Source organism: Enterobacter sp. 03-F-07-AD-ECC (assembly GCF_047530935.1).
GTDB classification, from domain to species: Bacteria; Pseudomonadota; Gammaproteobacteria; order Enterobacterales; family Enterobacteriaceae; genus Enterobacter; species Enterobacter cloacae.
Genome location: NZ_JBLKBZ010000004.1, coordinates 276,018 through 295,013 on the forward strand (window position 1 = coordinate 276,018; position 18,996 = coordinate 295,013).

The window sequence follows — 18,996 nt, forward strand, 5'->3', positions numbered from 1 at the left end:
GGTCAGTTCCTCCGCGCCAAGCCATCCGTGCGTTCGATACGCACCACGTCACCCTTGTCGCCGCCCAGGCGCAGTTCGGCCGCGCCGAACAGCCGATCCACGATGTAGTAAGGCGAGCGAAAACGGTAATTCACCAGTTGTCCGTCGCCCTGCGCGCCGATGACGAACAGCGGTGGCAGCTCGCCTTGGGCGATTCCCGGCGGGAACTGGATATAGACCTTCTCGCCATCGTCGAAGGCGCGCAGCGGCTTCCACGGCGGATTGCTGCCTGAGACGGAATATCGGAAGCGGATCTTCTCCAGCGACAGTCCGGTATCGACCGGTGCGGCGGCGCTAGCCGCCTGCGACTGGCGCTGCAAGGCCAACATCCGGTCTTTTGGGTAGTCCCAGGACACCGACGCCATCCATGCCTTTTCCGTCGAGGTCAGTTCCAGCAGGTATGTTCTGCGACTGGTGGTGATGACCAAATTCGTCTTGAGGCCTGAGCGGATGGGCTTGACCAGCACATTGATGCGCATCGCGTCGCCGCTGCCGCTGGACGTGTCACCGACGATCCAGCGCACGGTATCGCCGGCTGCGACCGTCACTAGTTCCTCGCCCGGCTGCAAGGAAACCACGGTCACGCGTCCCGGCGCGGCATAGACTTGGTAGAGCGCACCATCGGTGAAGGGCCACACCTGAATCGCATTGACGTAGCCCTCGCGCGTGGGCGCGATGCGCGCCTCGGCATTGGCACGGGAAACGCGCACCTTCTCATCGGCCGGCTCCGGCTTAGCCGGGGCCGCGTCCAACTCGTGCAGCGGCTTCAACTGCGCTGGCAGCGCCAGCGGCTCGGGCATGGCGACGACTTCCACTGGAGCAGGCGGCTCCGGCAGCGGCTGTGCCTGCACCGGCTCATCGAGCGAAATGGACGGAGGCGGCTTGCCCTGCGAAGCGCAGCCCGACAGGGCCACCACGGTCAGCGCGAAAGCGTATAAGCGGAAAGACAGGTTCATGGCTTGGCTCCTTCAGAAGAATCCAGTTCGCGGCTCCACGACAGGCCGTTGACGTAGATACCCAGCGGGTTCTTGCGCAGGCGCTGTTCGGTGCGCGGGGTTTGCAGGACGGTGGAAAGCACCGCGTTCCATCGCTCGGTCCCGGCGGGGGCACCGTTGATGAACCGTTGCTCCGTCCAACGGACGTTGAACGAGGCATCGCTGGCGCGTACCACGCTGGTGATCTGCACCGTCACCGACTCGCGGCCAACACGGGCGAAAGGATCGTTCTTGCTGGCGTAGTCGTTGAGCACCGCCGCGCCTTTGTCGGTGGTGTAGTCGTAGGCGTCCAGCCAGTTTTGCCGCACCACGATGGGATCGATAGACAGCGAGCGCACCAGCGTCACGAAGCGCGCCAGGTGGTGCGCGATCTGCGCATCGGCGGGCCGGTACGGCGTGGCGGCTTCGCCGACGGCGCGCACCTGCCCCGACTGATCGACCTCGATGACGTAAGGGGTGACGATGGACTGCGCCGAGCGCCACACCAGGCCACCGGCCATCAGCAGCGCAAGCGTGAGGCAGCCGAAGGCCATAAAACGCCAGTTCTTGGCCTGGACGCGGGCCGAGCCGATGCGCTCGTCCCACACCTGCGCGGCGGATTGGTACGGGGTGGCAGGCTGCGGCGTGTCGGCATAGCGCACCTGCGGGCGTTTGAATCGCATAGGGTTCTCCTTGGTGGTCAGGTATCGGGTCACGCATCGGGGCGCAGGCTTGGGCCTTGCCCTGAGCCGCCGCCGTCGCCACTGCGCAGCGTGTGGGCTGCGGTGGTTGCGGCATGGGTGATCTGCTGGCGGCGGTGCATCCGCTTTGCCCAGGCGGGTTGCTCTTGCTTCGGCGCGCTGGCTGCGCCTTCGCCTGCGGCGGCCTGGCCGGAACCGGCAGCGCCGACATCCGCACCGTTCCATCCTGCCCGGAAGGAGTCGGCCACCTTCTGACCGGCAGCGGAAGCGCCCGATGCAGCTCGGCGGCCTGCCGCTTGCGCGCCGGTCTTGGCGACATTGCCGAGGCCCGCAGCCGCGCCTTTAGCCCCGCCGCCCGCAGCGGCGGAACCGGCCTGGAATGCGGACTTGGCGCTGCTGGCCGCCGACGTGGCGGCGCGTGCGCCGCTCCCGGCCAGCTTTGCGGCGGCCGGGGCCATGCGTGCGCCCGCCATGACGGCACCGCCCACGCCGGTCGCGGCGGCACCGATGGCAACACCCGTGCCTACCGCGCCGACGGCAGCGCCCGCCATCGCACCCGCGCCGAGCTGCGGCGCACCGGACACAAGGCCCGTGGCGATGCCGGGGCCGAAGATGCCCAGCGCCAGCAAGGCAAGCGAAGCCAGCATCACGACAAGCGCATGGTCGATGGAAGGCTCGTCGGGATGAACCTGGAACTCCGCGAACAGGCCCGAGCCGATGCCGACGATTACCGCCAGCACCAAGACCTTGATGCCTGACGAAACCACATTGCCGAGCACCTTTTCCGCGAGGAACGAGGTTTTGTTCCAGAGCGCAAACGGGATCAAGACGAAGCCGGCAAGCGTGGTCAGCTTGAACTCGATCAACGTGATGAAAAGCTGAACCGCGAGCACGAAGAAACAGAGGATCACCACCAGCCAAGCGATGAACAGCACCACGATGGGGTCGAGGTTCACGAACACTTCGGGGAAGCCGGCCATGTCACCGATCTGGTCGAGGATCGGCGCAGCGGCGTCGATGCCGGTCTTGGCAAGCCGACCCGGCTGCAAGAAGTTCTCCATCGTTATGGCCGAGCCAGTGGCGGTGATGCCTAGCCCGGCGAACGAGCGGAACACGATGCTCGACAGCCAATTGAAGTTACCGATGATGTAGGCGAAGGCACCGACGTAAAGCACCTTGCGCAGCAGCTTGGCGATCACGTCCTCGCCCTGGCCGGTCGCATGGCTCATGGCCCAATACAGACCGGCAATGGTCATGTCGATGACAATGAGAGTGGCCGTCAGGAACGCGACTTCGCCTTGCAGCAGACCGAAACCGGAGTCGATGTAGCGCGAGAAGGTATCGAGGAATCTGTCGATGATCGTTACGTCGTTCATGGCGTGTCCTCCGCAGCGGCGAGCGACGCATCACCTTCCGGCGCGTCGTCGGTTGGCGTGTCGAAACTCGCCGGAATCGGCGGCAGTTCTGCCAGCGTCCGGTATTCGTCCGGCCCAGTCTGGCCGGTGAAGAAGCGCCGCCGGAAGGCTTCGGCAGCGGCGCGACAGGTGTCTTCGCCTGCGGTTTGCCGGTCGGCTGCGCATTGGGCGCGCAGCGCCTTGAGCCGCACGGGATCGGCGGCCAAGGTGGCGGTCAGGTCTTCAGCCGGCTGCTGGCCGCATGCGGTCAGCAGCACGGCCAGCAGGACAGGAACGCATCGCATGGCCGCCTCCCGTCAGTTGTTGTAGAAGTTGACGGACTGCGGTGTGTACGGCGTGCCGGTGCCCAGGAAGCGCCGCCGCACTTCGCGGGCGCGCTCGGTGGCCGCTGCCTGCCGCGCCAGCTCCAGCGAGGCCGCCCTGTCTTGTGTGATCTGGAGCTGCTGGGCCTGGATGGACTGCTTGGCCTGCAAGGCGAGAAGCTGGTTCGTTGCCTGCATCGCTTGCAGCGCACCCGTGGCCGATTGGCTTTGGCTCACGAGGTCGGCCAGCGCGCTTTCGTCTTGCGTCAGGTTCTGCGACACCTGCGCCTGCATCCGCATCGCGGTGTGCAGGCCGTCGAGCGTGTTCTTCCAGCGTTCGCGTGCGTCCTGTGCCATGCGGTCGCCGCTGATGGTGGCGGCGTACTGCTCCGGGTACAGGCGCGAGAACGTGGCATCCATGCTCTGCACGTCGTAGGCCAGCCCTTGCGCCTCGGCAATCAGGCGTTCAGTCGTGGCGAGCGTCGAGCGCAGCCGGTTGACGATGTTGAAGTCGAGATTCGCCAGGTTGCGCGCCTGGTTCATCAACATCTGCGCTTCGTTCTGGAGCTGGTTGATCTGGTTGTTGATCTGCTCCAGCGTGCGGATGGCAGTCAGCGTGTTCTGCACCAAGTTGACGGGATCAACGAAAGTGAGCGCCGCCGCTGGCTGAGCGAGCATCAGCGAGCCGGCCAGCGCGGCGGCGAGCGAAACGGAAAGTACACGGGTCTTCATGGCGAAATCTCCAGGGGTTGAGTAGCGAGGAAAGAAGCCGCCGACGGCGAGGACGGCAGCAGGTCGGCGGCCCAATCGAGGCCGCGATGGCGTAGCCACGCACCGGCGAAGCCGGGAGCGCCGGCCTGCGTCAGCACTCGGTCAATGTCGCGTTGGTCTTGCGGTGTGGATGCGCCCGAGAAGGCGAGCGCGGCTGGCCCCAGGTCGAGGTCGAACAGACGATTGCCCAGGCGCGATTGGTAGTAGTAGTCGCGCTTGGGCTGCGCGGTGGCGACGATTTCGATTTGCCGACTGTTGAGGCCAAAGCCCTCGTAGACCGTGCGAATCTGCGGCTCGGTCGCCTGCGGGTTGGGCAAGAAAATCCGGCTCGCGCAGCTTTCGATGATCGCGGGCGCGATGGTCGAATCCTTGATGTCGGCAAGCGACTGCGTGGCGAAGATCACCGACACGTTTTTCTTGCGCAGAGTTTTCAACCATTGCCGGATGCGTGCCGCGAAGGACGGTTCATCAAGGAATAGCCAGGCTTCATCGAGAATCAGCAGCGTGGGAGCACCGTCGAAACGTGCATCGAAGCGGGCGAACAAGTAGCGCAGCACCGCTTGCACGGCGGCGGGGCTGTGCATTAGCTCTTCCATCTCAAAGCCCTGCACGTCGCCGCTGCCGAGCCGGTCGCGGTCGGCATCCAGTAGCTTGCCGTGCGCGCCGCCCAGCACATACGGCGACAATGCCTGCCGCAGCGCGTTCGATTGCAGCAGCACCGAAAGCCCGGTCATCGTGCGCTGCTCCACCGGCGCACCAGCGAGGCTGCCGAGCGCCGACCAAATGGCGGCTTTCTCGTCGGGGCCGACGGTCACGCCTTCATGCAGCAGGCGGCCTTCGATCCACTCGGCGGCCCAGGTGCGATAGCCTTCGCTGTCGATACGGGCCAAGGGCTGAAAGGCAATGGCGCCGTCCGCGCCGAGGTCGTAGTGTTCGCCGCCCAGGCCCAGCACCGTCGCCCGCATGGATCGCCCCATGTCGAAGGCGAAGATGCGCGAGCCGCCATAGCGGCGGAACTGCAAGGCGAGCATCGCCAGCAGGACAGATTTTCCCATGCCCGTCGGCCCCGCGACCAGCGTATGCCCCACGTCGCCGATGTGCGTCACCAGCCGGAACGGCGTCGCGCCATCCGTGCGCGTGACGATCAGCGGCGGGCCGTCGAGATGGGCGTTTTTCTCCGGCCCAGCCCACACGGCGGACACCGGCATCATGTGCGCCAGATTCAGCGTCGAGACGATGGGCTGGCGCACGTTGGCATAGGCATTGCCTGGTATGGACGACAGCCACGCATCGACTGCATTTAAGGTTTCGGGGATGGTGACGAAGCCACGTCCTTGGATGACACGTTCCACCATGCGCAGCTTTTCGTCGGCTACGGCAGGGTCGTCATCGAACACCGTCACCGTGGCGGTGAGGTAGCCGAAGGCGACTTGATCGCTGCCAAGCTCTTGCAAGGCGGCATCCGCGTCGGCCGCCTTGTTGCTGGCATCCGTGTCCACCAGCGGCGATTCCTGCTGGAAGATGGTTTCGCGCAGTAGCGCAATGACATTCTTCCGTTTCGCAAACCACTGGCGACGCAGGCGGCCCAGCTCCTTTTCCGCCTCGGCTTTATCGAGGCAGAGAAACCGGGTACTCCAGCGATAGGCAAAGCCCAGGCGATTGAGGTCGTCCAGCAGGCCCGGCCAGGTCGAGGTCGGAAAGCCCCGCACCGACACCACGCGCAGATGCTGGTCACCCAGCATGGGCGCAAGGCCGCCGACTAGGGCGGAATCGGCCAGCAGTGCGTCGAGGTGGAAAGGCACCTCGGGCACGGCCAGCCGGTAGCGCCGCGTGGACACCGTGGCGTGAAGATAAGTCAGCGTCGCGGCATCGTCCAACCAGACGATTTCTGGCATCACGCCATCGAGCAGGTCGAAAACCCGATCCGTTTCTGCCAGGAAGGCGTCAAGCCGACCGCGCCAGTCCACACCATCGCCCGGCGCGTGCTCGTAGAGCAGCTTGGCTGCACGAGCGCGGGATTCCTCCGGCGGCAGATAGGCTAGCGTCAGGTGATAGCTGCTTTCGTAGTGGTTCCCCGATTCCTCAAAGGCAGCGCGGCGTTCTTCGTCCACCAGCCAGGACAGCGGTTCGGGAAAGTCGGAATGCGGATAGTCCGCGGCCGACTGGCGCTCGGCTTCCACGAACAGCGCCCAGCCCGAACCCAGCCGGCGCAACGCGTTGTTTAGCCGTGCCGTCGTGGCGATCAATTCGCCCTGCGTGGCGCTGTCCAGATCAGGCCCGCGAAAGCGCGCCGTGCGCTGAAACGAGCCATCCTTGTTCAGCACCACGCCCGGCGCGATCAGCCCAGCCCAGGGAAGCCAGTCGGCCAGCAAGGCGGGCCGCTGGCGGTATTCGGCAAGGTTAAGCATGGCGGCGTCTCCTACACGTCCAGCAGCGGCTTGTGCTTGATGTGCCGGGCGAAGACCTGCATGAACTGCGGATCGACCCTCGCGCCCCACACGGCCAGCGAGTGACCGACGATCCAGAGCACTACGCCAGGAATCCAGAGTTGCAGGCCCAGCCCGACGGCAGCGGCTAGCGTGCCGTTGGCAATCGCCACCGTGCGCGGTGCGCCGCCCATCAAGAGCGGCTCGGTCAGCGAGCGATGTAGCGGCACCTCGAAGCCGGCCGCGAAGCTATCCGGGCCACTCATACGACAGCCCCGCCGGAGAAGCTGAAGAACGACAGGAAGAACGAGGACGCGGCGAACGCGATGCTCAAACCGAACACGATCTGGATCAGCTTGCGAAAGCCGCCCGACGTGTCGCCGAAGGCGAGCGCGAGGCCCGTGGCGATGATGATGATGACCGCGACGATGCGTGCCACCGGCCCCTGAATCGACTCCAGAATGGATTGCAGCGGGCCTTCCCACGGCATCGAGGAGCCGGATGCCTTCGCCGTGCCCGCCGTCATCAGCATGACTGCGGCCAGCAGCAGGCCGTGGTGCGCGGGGCCGGCCAGCCGCCGCAGGCGTGCGATGGTTGAAACCGGATTTACGGAATTACGGAAAGCGTGAACGTGCATCTGCGTCATGGCAGTTCTCCAGGTAGGTCAAGGGACGAGGAAGGCGCAGCGGCATCGGCTGCGAGAGGAACCGGCATCAGCTCGGGAAACGGTGTTTCCAGCGCGTCCGCCAGGCGATAGCCGGTGCCGTCGAAACCGACGACACGGGCGATGCTTTCGACGCGGCGCTTGCGGCCACGCCCGGCGATGTGGATCACGACGTTGACCGCCTCGGCGATCAGCGCACGCGGTGGGTTCACCGCCACTTCAAGAATCAACTGTTCGAGGCGCAGCAGCGCGCCCAGCGCGGAACCGGCGTGGATGGTGGCGATGCCGCCGGGGTGGCCGGTGCCCCACACCTTAACCAAGTCCAGGGCTTCGCCGCCGCGTACCTCGCCGACGATCACGCGGTCGGGGCGCAGGCGCATCGTGGCCCGCACCAGCTCGGTCATAGACACGACGCCAGCGCGGGTGCGCAGCGGCACATGGTCGCGGGCTGCGCATTGCAGCTCGATGGTGTCTTCGAGCACAAGCACGCGGTCGCCCGTGGCGGCGATCTCCGCAAGCAAGGCATTGGCGAGTGTGGTTTTGCCGCTGCTCGTCGCCCCGGCGATCAGGATGTTCTGGCGCTCACGCACGGCGCGGCGCAGGAACTCGGCCTGGCCTGTGGTCAAGATGCCGTCGGCCACATAGCGATCCAGCCCGATGATGCTCACGGCGCGCTTGCGCAGCGCGAAGGCTGGGCCGGGCGCTGCGGGCGGCAAGATGCCCTCGAACCGCTCGCCGGTTTCGGGCAGCTCGGCGGTCAGCAGCGGCCGCCCGCGATGCACCTCTGCGCCGACGTGCGCAGCCACCAGCCGGATGATGCGTTCGCCATCGTCTTGGGACAGCTCCACGCCCAGCGGCATGCGGCCCGATGACAACCGATCCACCCATAGGGTGCGGTCGGGGTTGAGCATGATTTCCACCACGTCGGGGTCGGCCAGCGCAGCGGCGATGACTGGCCCCATTGCCGTGCGCAGCATCTGGATACGGCGATCCAGAGAGGTTGCGGCGGATGAGAGTTCGGGCGGGGTTTGCGGAATGGCGCTCATGAGGCACGCTCCTGCGCTTCAGCCAGTGCCTCCGCGTCATCCATTCGCGCCGGGTCTGGGTGCAGTTCTTCCACAACGTCGCGCACCAGGCTGCGGCCACGCAGCAGGTGGCGGCCGAGCCGCTCCACGAATTGCTCGAAACGCGCTTTGCCTTGGGCGCGAGCTGCGTCCTGATGGGCTTCGGGAATCGGGGTGCTGACGGTCAGGAAGTAGCGGATGAACAGCGCCAGTGTTTCGATCTGGATGTTCTGGTCGCGCTCCATGCGCTCGGCCTGCCGCGACAGGCGATCGAGCCGCTTGGCGATGGCCGCCTCGCGCTGGTCGCCAGCATCGGGCGATAGCCACGACGCGAGCGCCGCCGCGACAATGGACGACTTGGACACGCCTTTCTTGGCGGCCAGTTCTTCGAGACGCTTGGCGTGCTCGGGCTGAATGAACAGATTGAGGCGGTATTGGCTCATAAGTCGATTCCGTCGTTGGGGTCGAGGGAAGCCAGCCGGGCCGTGCGCTGCATGGCCGGGTCGAGCTGGCCGGGAAGCGGCAGCGGCAGGTCGTCGTCGTCATCGAGCAGAGTCAGGTCATGGCCGGCGAGCAGCGGTTCGGGGCTGTATTCGCTGACTTCGGATAGCTCCGGCTGTCGGCGTGGGCCGCCGTCATCGGCGGTGCCTGTGCCATCGCCGGACAGGCCCGCAGCCCGGACCGTTGACACGGCTGGGATCGATAGGCCGCTCCAGTCGTCGGGCCGGGCCGGTGGCGCGTCCGCGTATTGCCCGGCCGCGAGCACAGGCGGCGGTAAAACGCGGTTCTTGAAATTCGCGTCGGCGTAGTAGCGCAGCTTCTTGGCCTTGATCGGTGCCACGCTGGACACCATCACCACAGCTTCCTCAGTCGGAAGCTGCATCACTTCACCGGGCGTCAGTAGCGGGCGGGCCGTCTCCTGCCGCGACACCATGAGGTGCCCCAGCCACGGTGCCAATCTGTGCCCGGCATAGTTGCGCTGCGCGCGCAGTTCGGTAGCGGTGCCAAGCGTTTCGGAGATCCGTTTCGCAGTGCGTTCATCGTTGGTGGCGAACGTCACGCGGACATGGCAGTTATCCAGAATCGAATGGTTCTGGCCGTAGGCTTTGTCGATCTGGTTGAGCGATTGGGCGATAAGAAAACTGCGGATTCCGTAGCCCGCCATGAAGGCAAGCGCCGTCTCGAAGAAGTCCAGGCGGCCCAGCGCCGGGAACTCATCGAGCATCAGCAGCAGCTTGTGGCGGCGTTCGATGCCGTCGCTGCCGTCGAGCGATTCGGTGAGCCGTCGGCCGATCTGGTTGAGGATCAGGCGAATGAGCGGTTTCGTCCGCGAAATATCCGAAGGTGGCACTACCAGATAAAGCGACACCGGATGCTCGGACGCGATCAGGTCGGCGATACGCCAGTCGCAGCGCGAGGTGACTTCGGCCACCGTGGGGTCGCGGTAGAGGCCCAGGAACGACATGGCGGTGCTCAACACGCCGGAACGCTCGTTGTCCGACTTGTTGAGCACTTCGCGCGCCGCCGAAGCGACGACTGGATGCGGGCCACCACCTTCCACGTTCACGAGGTGCTGTGTGGTCATCATCCGGTGCAAGGTCAGCTCGAAGGGGCTGGCCGGATCGGAGAGGAAATTGGCGACGCCGCGCAGCGTCTTGTCCTCGCCCGCGTAGAGCACATGCAGGATGGCCCCGACCAGCAGCGCGTGCGAAGTCTTCTCCCAATGGTTGCGCTTCTCAAGCGCGCCTTCTGGATCGACCAGAATGTCGGCTATGTTCTGTACGTCACGCACTTCATGTGCGCCGCGCCGAACTTCTAGCAGCGGGTTGTAGGCCGCCGACTTCGCATCGGTCGGATTGAACAGCAGGCAGTGTGAGTAGCGTGAGCGCCAACCTGCGGTGATCTGCCAATTCTCGCCCTTGATGTCGTGGACTACGGCGGATGCAGGCCAAGAAAGCAGCGTCGGCACCACAAGGCCGACGCCTTTGCCTGAGCGCGTGGGCGCGAAAGTGAGGATGTGTTCCGGGCCTTCATGCCGAAGGTACTTGCCATCGTGCTGACCGAGGAACACGCCGATCGGCTGCGTAAGGCCGGCTTTGCGAATGTCCTCCGTACTTGCCCAGCGTGCCGAGCCATAGGTCGTGACTAGGCGTGATTGACGAGAGCGCCAGATCGACATGCAGACTGCGACCACCACCGCCAGCAAGCCACTGCCACCCGCTATGGCACCGCCCGTGTCGAAAACGCGTGGCGCGTAGGCATCGAAGAAGAACCACCACTCAAACAGCTTCCACGGGAGGTAGATCGGTGTGCCGAGGAAATCAAACCAGGGGGAGCCAAGGCGTACCTGATAGCCAAGGGCTGCTGCCGTCCATTGTGTGGCGCCCCACACACCCGCGATCACGATGCCGAATACCACGGCTATCTGACCGAACAGCACATTCGTACCTTGCATAGCCCCGCCTCCAATCTCTCCTACGCTGATTCCCTTGGGAAACGCGGCTTAGAAATGTGCCGCAGGCGTCAGGATCGGTGCTGGCTTAGTGCCGGTCAAAGACCGTTTGGGGCAGAAAGGTCGATAAGAAAGAATGAATTCGCGCTGTGTCTAGCCAGGGAGTGACTCCGTAAGCGCCGGCGAATATCAGCGTGCCGAACAGAAGATTCAGGCAGACTAGCGAATTGCTGAATTGCTGAATTGCTGAATTGCTGAATTTCAGAATTTGGGGGATTCTTTGGGCGGTGTGTATGGCGTTTTTCCGTCACCGTAGAACCGCTTACGTGTTGCCTCCGCTACCCGGTTGCAAAGCAGTTCGCCCAAAGTAGGCCGATCCGTCTTGCATTGCTGGCGCAACTTCTTGAGCTGTTCCGGGTCTGCCACCAGCTCTTCTACTGTCGGGGTTTTCTTTTCTGCACTAGTGGCTTTGTGCGGTTTATCAGATTGACCGCATGCGACTAGCATTGCAGCGACGAGCGTGATGGCGAGTCTCATGGCATCAATTCCTCCGGAAGATCGGGATTTCGGCTTTTTGTTGACCTGAGAAACTCTGGCAATTCGATGGCCTGTACTCGCTGAATGAAGCGCGCAAGCTCGTCAAACGGATCGCCTTCAAGTCTGAGTAGATAGGTCGTCAAAGGTGGTACGCGTGTCGAAAGCGGCCTCGCCACGACTCCTGGCTCTCGGGAGGCTGCAATGTGTGCAGCCCCTGTAAGTCCGAGTGCAAAACCGGCAGATACCAACGCCATCATCAGGTCGAAAGTGGTAACCCGCTCGGCAACTAGAGGCTGCATTTCAGCCCGGCTAAGTACTCGCTCAATGTGCTTGGCGTGGCCCTCGCACACTTGAGGATCAGATAGCACTAGCGGGTAGCGCAGCAGTTCATCCAATGGAATTCGCTTAAGAGCCAGCAACGGATGCCGAGCTGGCAGCGCCACCATAAGCGTGTCAGTCCACGCGGGAAGTGCGACGATTCCATCACCTACGTCGTCGGACTGTGCAAAGCCGACGTCATACAGGTCGTCGTGCAATCCTTTGATTTGTTGGGATAGTGGCACCTCAAAAAAGCGAATCTCAACCTCGGGCTCCTCCTCGCGACACAACGCCAATAGGGCTGGTAAGCACAGTAGTGTTGCGCCGTCTGACAAGGCGACGCGGAGTTGTCCATGAAAGCCATTTTTTGCTGCCTTCACGCAGTCCCGCGCCTGTTGCAAGGATGCGAACACCCGAGGTGCGTGCTCCATGAGCATCAACCCAGCTCGTGTCAAACGCGTGCTTCTCGTGTTCCGAATAAAGAGCTGTGCTCCTAACTCCTCTTCGAGTTCTTTGATCGTGCGAGACAGTGGGGACTGCTCAATATGCAGTTTCGCAGCGGCGCGAGCGAAGTGAAGTTCCTCGGCGAGCGCCATAAAACAACGTAGATGTCGAATTTCCATGCGTCCCCTACTAATCGTCGATCTATTCAGTATTTAAAACTCGCTGCCATGCTGCGTTCTTCCAACTCAAGGACTCAGGGTGAAGATTGCAGATTCACATGCTCTGGCGAACCAGAAAGCGCTTTAGCGAGAACACCCCATTGCACGGCTGCGTCGGCGCGAGCACGGACCAGAGCCGCTCGCTGGGACAAGGTGCCACGCTCCGCTTCTGCAACAACGGTCGCATCCACCTGTCCCGCCTCAAAGAGGCGTCGACTGCGGTCAAGGAGTCGATCAGCGACGACAAGACCATCGACCTGATGCTGCAGAGAAGTCCGCTGGGTCTGCCAGCCCAGATAAGCGTTCTCCACATCCTGAAGCGCAAGCAAAACCGTGCGTTCCAGGTCAGCCTGTGCGCCGCGACTGCGTGCTGAGCCCTCGTCGATTCCCGCTTGTATTGCTCCACCGTCAAAGATCGGAAGCGTCACACCCAAGCCCAGAGAGAAAATGTTCCCTGCCACACGTGTTCCGTTGTTCTCGAAGCGTTGGCGCCCACCACTCAAATCGAGCACAAGTTTGGGGAACCGCTCGCCTTCTGCTGCGTTCCATCGCGCCGTCGCCGCTGCAAGACGCGCCTGCGCGGCTCTGACGTCGGGGCGCTGCTGCAGCAATTCGCCTGGCACGCTTCTGGGAGTCCAATCGGGCATGGTGAGAGAGGCAAGCGCAGGACCGCTGCCAAGCGCCCCCGGAATCCGGCCAACGAGCACATCCAAGGCATGCGTTGCTTCGCCGCGTACGCGTCGCAACTGCTCTTGCTCCACCCGGAGGGCGATGACCTCGGAACGCGTGCGTTCAATGTCAAAGCCCGTAGCTTGACCTGCCTTGAACTTCTGCTCTGTCAGACGCTCAAGGCGCTCGGCGACTTGAAGTCGCTCTTTTGCCAGATCTTCCAGCTCTGCCGCCTGCCGCTGCTGCAGTGCAGCGGACACTGTCTCAAAGGCGATCTGCCAACGTGTCGCGAACCAGTTCTGTTCGACAGCAACTGCGTCCATCCGTGCGCCATCAGCGGCATGCGAGAGGCGGCCCGCTAGATCAACTTCCCATGAAGCCGACAGCGGAAGCCTGGCATCGCTGCTGATGGTCGGTGCCAAAGAAAAGTCGCGCGCGCGCGTTGCTTGGGGCGTGAGCGCCAAGCTAGGGAACATTGAAGCGCGTGTACGTCGGGTGATCGCCACAGCTTCATCAATCCGCGCTCTTGCAATAGCGAGATCGGTGTTGTGCTCCAGCGCGTTGCGCACCAGCGCGTCAATCAGCGGATCACCGTACGCCGTCCACCACTCGGCCGGGAGTGCTTGTGCTGGCACCTGCTGCACAGCCAGACCCGCTTCGTTCATGAATTTGGCCGGAACCTCAACGCGTGATGTCTCCACCCTGTGAGGCGAGTGGCTGCACGCGGCGAGAAGCGTGATCGATAGGAATGCAACAGCAGTAAGGCCGCGGCGGGCGTAGGGATCGGACATGTTGAGCCACTAGGTTGTGAATTGAGGAGGCCGTCTTGACGGGCATAGTTCATGGCGTGTACTATACCGTCCAGACGGTTCAAAAATCAAGCATCTTTGGAGTTTCACCATGGCAACTCGTATGAAATCAAGCCCAGAGGAGTCGCATTCGGCGGACAACGGCGCTGAAGCCCCCTCCATCTCTAAGAAAGCGCAACAAACACGGGAGCGCATCCTTCAAGCTGCGCGTGACGTAGTCATGGAGGGAGGTGCCGGGCACCTAACGCTTGACGCGGTCGTTGCACGGGCAGGAATGGGCAAAGGTGCGTTCCTGTACCACTTCAAGACCAAGCGCGATCTGCTCCTCACGATGATTGATGACCAGGTCTCGGCGTTTGATGGCGGGCAGGAAGAGCGAGAGCTGCCATTCGTCGGCGATCCAGACCCTTGGCTATCCAGCCAGGTCTCGGCTATGCCTGACGGCGGGATGCAAAAGATGAGCGCTGCATTGCTGGCGGCCGTGGCTGAAGACCCCACGCTGCTTGAGCCTGTGCGCGGCTGGTACCGCAGGCAGTACGAGAACGCGAGCAAATCTCCACGCGGCACCGATATCGCCGGAATCGTTCTATTTGCCTTGGACGGAGTCTTCCTCGCCGAAATGATGGGTTTTCCGACGTTTGCTGCCGAAGACCTTTCTCGACTCATGCACACCCTCCAGGCGCTCGCCCGCGGCGAACTGGAACTCACCCCTATTGATAAACGCTGATGAAAGGCCTTCCCGTGTCTTGCACTCCCTTTAAATCCCAGTCCTGGCAAATGCAGAAAGTCGGCCTCGCGTTTGTTCTGCTCGCATCGCTTGCCGGCTGTGGTAGTCAGAAGGAGCCTGCTTCCGATCCACCGCGAGCGGTCAAGCTGCTCACGGTGGGGGATGTAGGTTCTGTGGCCAATCGCATTGAATTGAGTGGTCTAGCTCGCTCCAGTGAGCGGAGTACCTTGGGGTTCGAGACTGGCGGGCGTATCAGCAAGCTTCATGTGGACGTGGGAGATCGCTTCTCTCGCGGACAGCTTCTGGCTGAGTTGGATGTTCAGCCCGAGCAACTCCGCCTAGAACAGGCTCGGGCGACACTCGCTGCTGCGGAAGCCGCATTGGCAGACAGAATCGTGCAGACAACGCAGCAAAGGGGGCTGCTTGAGGGCAACGTAATCTCCCCGGCTGCATTCGAGAGTGTGAAAGCACAGTTGGTTGCTGCTGAAGGCCAGGTACGCAATGCAAAGGCCACATTGGGCCTCGCCGAGCGTGCGAGACGGGGTACCGCCATTCATGCGCCATTTGACGGCGTCGTCGCGGAGAAGCTCGCTCTGCCTTTCACTGATATTGCAGCCGGAGCGCCCGTGCTTCAAGTGGATGGACTGCGCAGCGGCGTAGAAGTCCTTGCGACTGCATCGACGACCCAAGCAGTGCACATCAAAGTTGGGCAAGTCGCAGAACTGCGTCTGAGCGAGTCAGCAAGTCCCGTTCGTGCTTCGGTACAACGCATTGGCTTGCGTGCAGAAAATGGCTCACTTTTGCCTGTCGTGCTAGTTCCTCAAGATGCCACTCAGGCGCGCAGTCTTCGACCCGGGTCAGCCGTTCAAGTATTGCTGAAGGCGCCGGAAGCGAAGGATGCCTCACCAGACCGCCTGATGCTTCCCTATTCGGCACTGGTGCTCAGTGAGAAAGCGGGACAAGCCGCAGTGTTTGTGTATGACGTGACGGGGAAGAAGGTGCACCGCAGGGAAGTGCAGTTCCAGAGCGAGCCAGGCGGCGACAACGTTCGCGTCGTGGGTGGCCTGAAGCGGGGCGAGATGGTGGTCGCGGCTGGCGCGGGCTGGCTGACGAACGGACAACAAGTCACTCCACTCAAAGCCACGACTCAATTGGCCGGACGCTGACGCGCTATAGGAAGACGTCGCTATGAAGATCACAGAAATGGCGCTGCGCGCCAGCAGACTCACCTACCTTGCCGCGGTCATCATTCTTGTTGCCGGCATTGCCACGTTCCTCAATTTCCCTTCGCAGGAAGAGCCATCGGTCACGATTCGAGATGCGGTTGTCGCCGTTCTGAACCCTGGCATGCCGGCTGAACGCGTCGAACAATTGATTGCGCGCCCGATTGAAGAGCGCTTGCGGGAGCTGGCCGAGGTCAAGCGCGTAACCACGACCGTTCGCGCGGGCGGGGCCGTCATACAAGTCACGATCTGGGAGCGGTACACCGACCTAGCCCCCATTTGGCAGCGCGTGCGTGCAAAGGTTGCCGATGCTCAACCGATGCTCCCCCAGGGAACGTTGGGGCCGTTTGTCAACGACGACTTTGGCCGTGTTGCCGTGGCGTCCATTGCTGTGACTGCTCCAGGCTACTCCATGAGCGAGATGCGGGTTTCGCTGAAAGAGATGCGCGACCGCCTGTACGCGCTTCCTGGCGTTGATCGCATCAGCTTCTATGGTCTGCAGGAAGAGCGCGTCTATCTTGAATTTGACCGGCCCAAGCTAGCCCAGCTTGGATTGACCCCTCAAGGGGTGATCGATCAACTCGTTAAACAAAACGTCGTTCTTTCAGGCGGGCAAATCGCCATCGGCGGCATCAACGCTTCGCTGGCCGTTAGTGGAGAGGTTCGCGACGCTGCATCGCTGCGCGCATTGCCGATCATGATGGCGCAAGCTCAGGGTGTGCGCGGTGCTTCTCCTGCTCCTTCAATTTCACTGGGAGAACTTGCGCAGGTGCAGGTTCAACCTGCAGATCCACCTGAGTCCGCCGCAATCTATAAGGGCCAGCCTGCCGTGGTGATGGCAGTGTCCATGACTTCGGGCCAGAACGTGGAGCAATTCGGCGCGGCCCTCAAATCCCGCGTGGCCGAGCTTGAGAAACTTCTACCCGCAGGTTTCGAGCTGTCCTATGTGACATTCCAGGCGGACATCGTTAAGCACGAGATGGGCAAGATGAACCATGTGATGATCGAAACGATCGTCATCGTGCTTGGCGTCGTCGTCCTATTCCTGGGCTGGCGCACAGGAATCATCGTCGGCATGATCGTACCGCTGACCATTCTGGGGGCGCTGATTGTGATGCGCGCGTTGAACATCGAACTGCAGAGCGTTTCGATGGCCGCCATCATCATCGCGCTGGGTCTTTTGGTAGACAACGGCATCGTGATTGCCGAAGACATTGAACGGCGCCTGGCTGCTGGGGAAGACCGCAAACAGGCTTGTCTCGAAGCTGGCCGCACGCTTGCACTGCCACTGCTGACGTCCTCCTTGGTCATCGTCATCGCTTTTTCACCGTTCTTTTTTGGACAGAGTGCGACGAGTGAATATCTGCGCTCTCTGGTCATCGTCCTTGCGCTCACCTTGCTCGGATCTTGGCTGCTCTGCCTGACCGTCACACCTCTGCTGTGCTACCACTTCGCCAAAGTGCACCATCAGCCAGCAGACGACGCGCAGACCTACAACACACGCTTCTATCGCGGCTATCGCAAGGTGCTTGAGTGGGTACTCGGCCACAAGGCGATCTACGTCGGTGTGATGACGGGCGCATTGGCCGTCGCTCTGTACGGATTTACGACACTGCCATACGACTTCTTGCCGAAGTCCGACCGTGTGCAATTCCAGATACCTGTTCAACTCGCACCAGGAACGGATTCACGCCTCACGCTTGCGAAAGTGAAGGAGGTCAGTGGCTGGCTCGGCGATCAAGAAATCAACCCCGAAATTACGGATCACATTGGCTACGTGGCTGACGGTGGACCGCGCTTCATCCTCGGATTGAATCCACCGTTGCCAGCATCGAACATTGCGTACTTCGTCGTGACGGTCAAGACAGGCACCAACATTGATGCGGTGATTGCCCGGACGCGGGCTTATTTCGCCCAGCATCATGGAGAGGTACGCGCAGAGCCTCAGCGGTTCTCGTTAGGTACTACCGAAGCTGGCACAGCCGTCTACCGGGTCAGCGGGCCGGATCATGAGGTGCTCATGAATGCAGCGGCAAAGATCGAGTCCGCACTTCGGGATTTGCCTGGAACTGCCAACATCAAGAACAACTGGGACACTCGTGTCGGCCGTCTCGATGTTCGAGTCGATCAAGACCGTGCGCGACGTGCTGGCGTTACCACCGACGACATCGCCGCCTGGCTTGGCACCCGTTACATCGGCCAGTCGATCTCGGTGATCCGCGATGGTGATACCAGCGTGCCAATCGTGATGCGTGGGACGTCCAGTGATCGGCGCAGTACTGCAGACGTAGGTGCGACGACCATCTATCCTGCGTCGGGTGGACAACCCGTTTCTCTTGCTCAAGTGGCCGATGTCACGCTGTCCAGCGAGCCGTCCGTTATTCAACGCCGCAATCTCATTCGTACGGTTACGGTTCAGGGGCAGAACACGGCATACACCGCGCAAGAGATCGTGGATCATCTCGCACCTAGGATCGCTGCAATCGAACTACCTGCAGGCTATGCCATAGAGCTTGGTGGAGAAATTGAAGAATCAGCTGAATCGAATGCTTCGCTTTCGCACTACATGCCGTTTGCTCTTCTGGCGATGCTGCTGCTGTTCATCTGGCAGTTCAACTCGTTCCGCAAGCTGATCGTCATCCTAGCAACCATTCCGTTCACGTTGATTGGTGTCGTGATTGCATTGAAGGCGACAGGGACGCCTTTCAGCTTCATGGCGACCTTTGGTGTGCTCGCGCTTTTTGGAATCATCGTCAACAACGCTGTTCTGCTGCTCGAACGCATTGAACAGGGCCTCGCGGAAGGGCTCGCGCGGCATGAGGCCCTGGTGGGGGCGGCGATGCAGCGGCTGCGTCCGATCGTGATGACGAAGGTGACCTGTATCGCCGGTCTGGTGCCACTGATGTTGTTTGCAGGTCCGCTGTGGAAGGGCATGGCCATCGCCATGATTGGTGGCTTAGCGCTTGGCACTCTCGTGACGCTGGGATTGATCCCGCTGCTCTACGAAGTGCTGTTTGGGATGAAGTGGCCCGGCAGAAAGCAGCGTCAAGAAGCGACGCGACATCCGACGCAGCCGATTTAAACCATCTGATCAACGTGTTAGGCCCCGTCATGTCCCGTAGCTGGGGCAACGCAGGGGGCTGATTCAGCGTTATTGGAAAGACTCTAGGAATAAAACTAACTGTCGCCAACCTGCCGATTTTGTCGATGGTTGGATGGCTAAGTTTTTCTGAATAGATTTGG

17 protein-coding genes are annotated in these 18,996 nt (G+C 62.1%); 3 read left to right on the top strand and 14 right to left on the bottom strand.

The window, feature by feature from the left end:
* Positions 1 to 2 precede the first annotated feature (2 nt).
* From trbG to ACMWKA_RS08715, 14 genes are all read right to left on the bottom strand, one after another.
* On the bottom strand, positions 3 to 995 hold the full coding sequence (gene trbG, locus ACMWKA_RS08650; protein WP_004883112.1) for a P-type conjugative transfer protein TrbG: 993 nt from the start codon (positions 993 to 995) through the stop codon (positions 3 to 5).
* A complete protein-coding gene (gene trbF, locus ACMWKA_RS08655; RefSeq protein WP_004883108.1) occupies positions 992 to 1,696 on the bottom strand; it encodes a conjugal transfer protein TrbF in 705 nt (234 codons plus the stop codon). The genes trbG and trbF overlap by 4 nt, the downstream gene beginning before the upstream one ends.
* 29 nt (positions 1,697 to 1,725) lie before the next feature.
* Complete coding sequence (gene trbL, locus ACMWKA_RS08660; RefSeq protein WP_004883106.1) at positions 1,726 to 3,090, bottom strand: P-type conjugative transfer protein TrbL; 1,365 nt, start codon at positions 3,088 to 3,090, stop codon at positions 1,726 to 1,728.
* Positions 3,087 to 3,413: a hypothetical protein gene (locus ACMWKA_RS08665; protein ID WP_004883103.1), complete on the bottom strand. Its 327-nt coding sequence runs from the start codon at positions 3,411 to 3,413 to the stop codon at positions 3,087 to 3,089. The genes trbL and ACMWKA_RS08665 overlap by 4 nt, the downstream gene beginning before the upstream one ends.
* A 12-nt stretch (positions 3,414 to 3,425) precedes the next feature.
* Positions 3,426 to 4,163: a P-type conjugative transfer protein TrbJ gene (gene trbJ / locus ACMWKA_RS08670; protein WP_004883101.1), complete on the bottom strand. Its 738-nt coding sequence runs from the start codon at positions 4,161 to 4,163 to the stop codon at positions 3,426 to 3,428.
* Positions 4,160 to 6,610: a conjugal transfer protein TrbE gene (trbE, locus tag ACMWKA_RS08675; RefSeq protein ID WP_004883099.1), complete on the bottom strand. Its 2,451-nt coding sequence runs from the start codon at positions 6,608 to 6,610 to the stop codon at positions 4,160 to 4,162. The genes trbJ and trbE overlap by 4 nt, the downstream gene beginning before the upstream one ends.
* Before the next feature lie 11 nt (positions 6,611 to 6,621).
* Positions 6,622 to 6,894 carry a VirB3 family type IV secretion system protein gene (locus ACMWKA_RS08680; RefSeq protein ID WP_004883097.1) on the bottom strand — a complete coding sequence of 91 codons (273 nt, stop codon included), beginning with the start codon at positions 6,892 to 6,894 and terminating at the stop codon, positions 6,622 to 6,624.
* Positions 6,891 to 7,274, bottom strand: a complete 384-nt coding sequence (locus ACMWKA_RS08685; protein WP_004883090.1) for a TrbC/VirB2 family protein — start codon at positions 7,272 to 7,274, stop codon at positions 6,891 to 6,893. Before ACMWKA_RS08685 ends, ACMWKA_RS08680 begins: the two co-directional genes overlap by 4 nt.
* Complete coding sequence (gene trbB, locus ACMWKA_RS08690; RefSeq protein WP_004883088.1) at positions 7,271 to 8,338, bottom strand: P-type conjugative transfer ATPase TrbB; 1,068 nt, start codon at positions 8,336 to 8,338, stop codon at positions 7,271 to 7,273. Before trbB ends, ACMWKA_RS08685 begins: the two co-directional genes overlap by 4 nt.
* Positions 8,335 to 8,799: a ribbon-helix-helix protein, CopG family gene (locus tag ACMWKA_RS08695; protein ID WP_004883086.1), complete on the bottom strand. Its 465-nt coding sequence runs from the start codon at positions 8,797 to 8,799 to the stop codon at positions 8,335 to 8,337. The genes trbB and ACMWKA_RS08695 overlap by 4 nt, the downstream gene beginning before the upstream one ends.
* Positions 8,796 to 10,811 carry a conjugal transfer protein TraG gene (locus tag ACMWKA_RS08700; protein WP_004883083.1) on the bottom strand — a complete coding sequence of 672 codons (2,016 nt, stop codon included), beginning with the start codon at positions 10,809 to 10,811 and terminating at the stop codon, positions 8,796 to 8,798. The genes ACMWKA_RS08695 and ACMWKA_RS08700 overlap by 4 nt, the downstream gene beginning before the upstream one ends.
* 258 nt (positions 10,812 to 11,069) lie before the next feature.
* Positions 11,070 to 11,345, bottom strand: a complete 276-nt coding sequence (locus ACMWKA_RS08705) for an EexN family lipoprotein (RefSeq protein ID WP_004883082.1) — start codon at positions 11,343 to 11,345, stop codon at positions 11,070 to 11,072.
* Entirely contained in the window at positions 11,342 to 12,286 is a 945-nt protein-coding gene (locus ACMWKA_RS08710) for a LysR family transcriptional regulator (protein WP_004883081.1), read from the bottom strand. Before ACMWKA_RS08710 ends, ACMWKA_RS08705 begins: the two co-directional genes overlap by 4 nt.
* 74 nt (positions 12,287 to 12,360) lie before the next feature.
* Complete coding sequence (locus ACMWKA_RS08715; protein WP_028699135.1) at positions 12,361 to 13,785, bottom strand: efflux transporter outer membrane subunit; 1,425 nt, start codon at positions 13,783 to 13,785, stop codon at positions 12,361 to 12,363.
* Positions 13,786 to 13,894: 109 nt separating this feature from the next.
* Here ACMWKA_RS08715 and ACMWKA_RS08720 point away from each other — a divergent pair, with 109 nt between their 5' ends.
* The 3 genes from ACMWKA_RS08720 to ACMWKA_RS08730 are packed head-to-tail and all read left to right on the top strand — an operon-like array spanning position 13,895 to position 18,835.
* Positions 13,895 to 14,530, top strand: coding sequence for a TetR/AcrR family transcriptional regulator (locus ACMWKA_RS08720; RefSeq protein WP_104444263.1), 636 nt, complete (start codon positions 13,895 to 13,897; stop codon positions 14,528 to 14,530).
* Positions 14,530 to 15,696, top strand: coding sequence for an efflux RND transporter periplasmic adaptor subunit (locus ACMWKA_RS08725; protein WP_069455574.1), 1,167 nt, complete (start codon positions 14,530 to 14,532; stop codon positions 15,694 to 15,696). Before ACMWKA_RS08720 ends, ACMWKA_RS08725 begins: the two co-directional genes overlap by 1 nt.
* Before the next feature lie 22 nt (positions 15,697 to 15,718).
* On the top strand, positions 15,719 to 18,835 hold the full coding sequence (locus ACMWKA_RS08730) for an efflux RND transporter permease subunit (protein ID WP_069455575.1): 3,117 nt from the start codon (positions 15,719 to 15,721) through the stop codon (positions 18,833 to 18,835).
* Positions 18,836 to 18,996 lie beyond the last annotated feature (161 nt).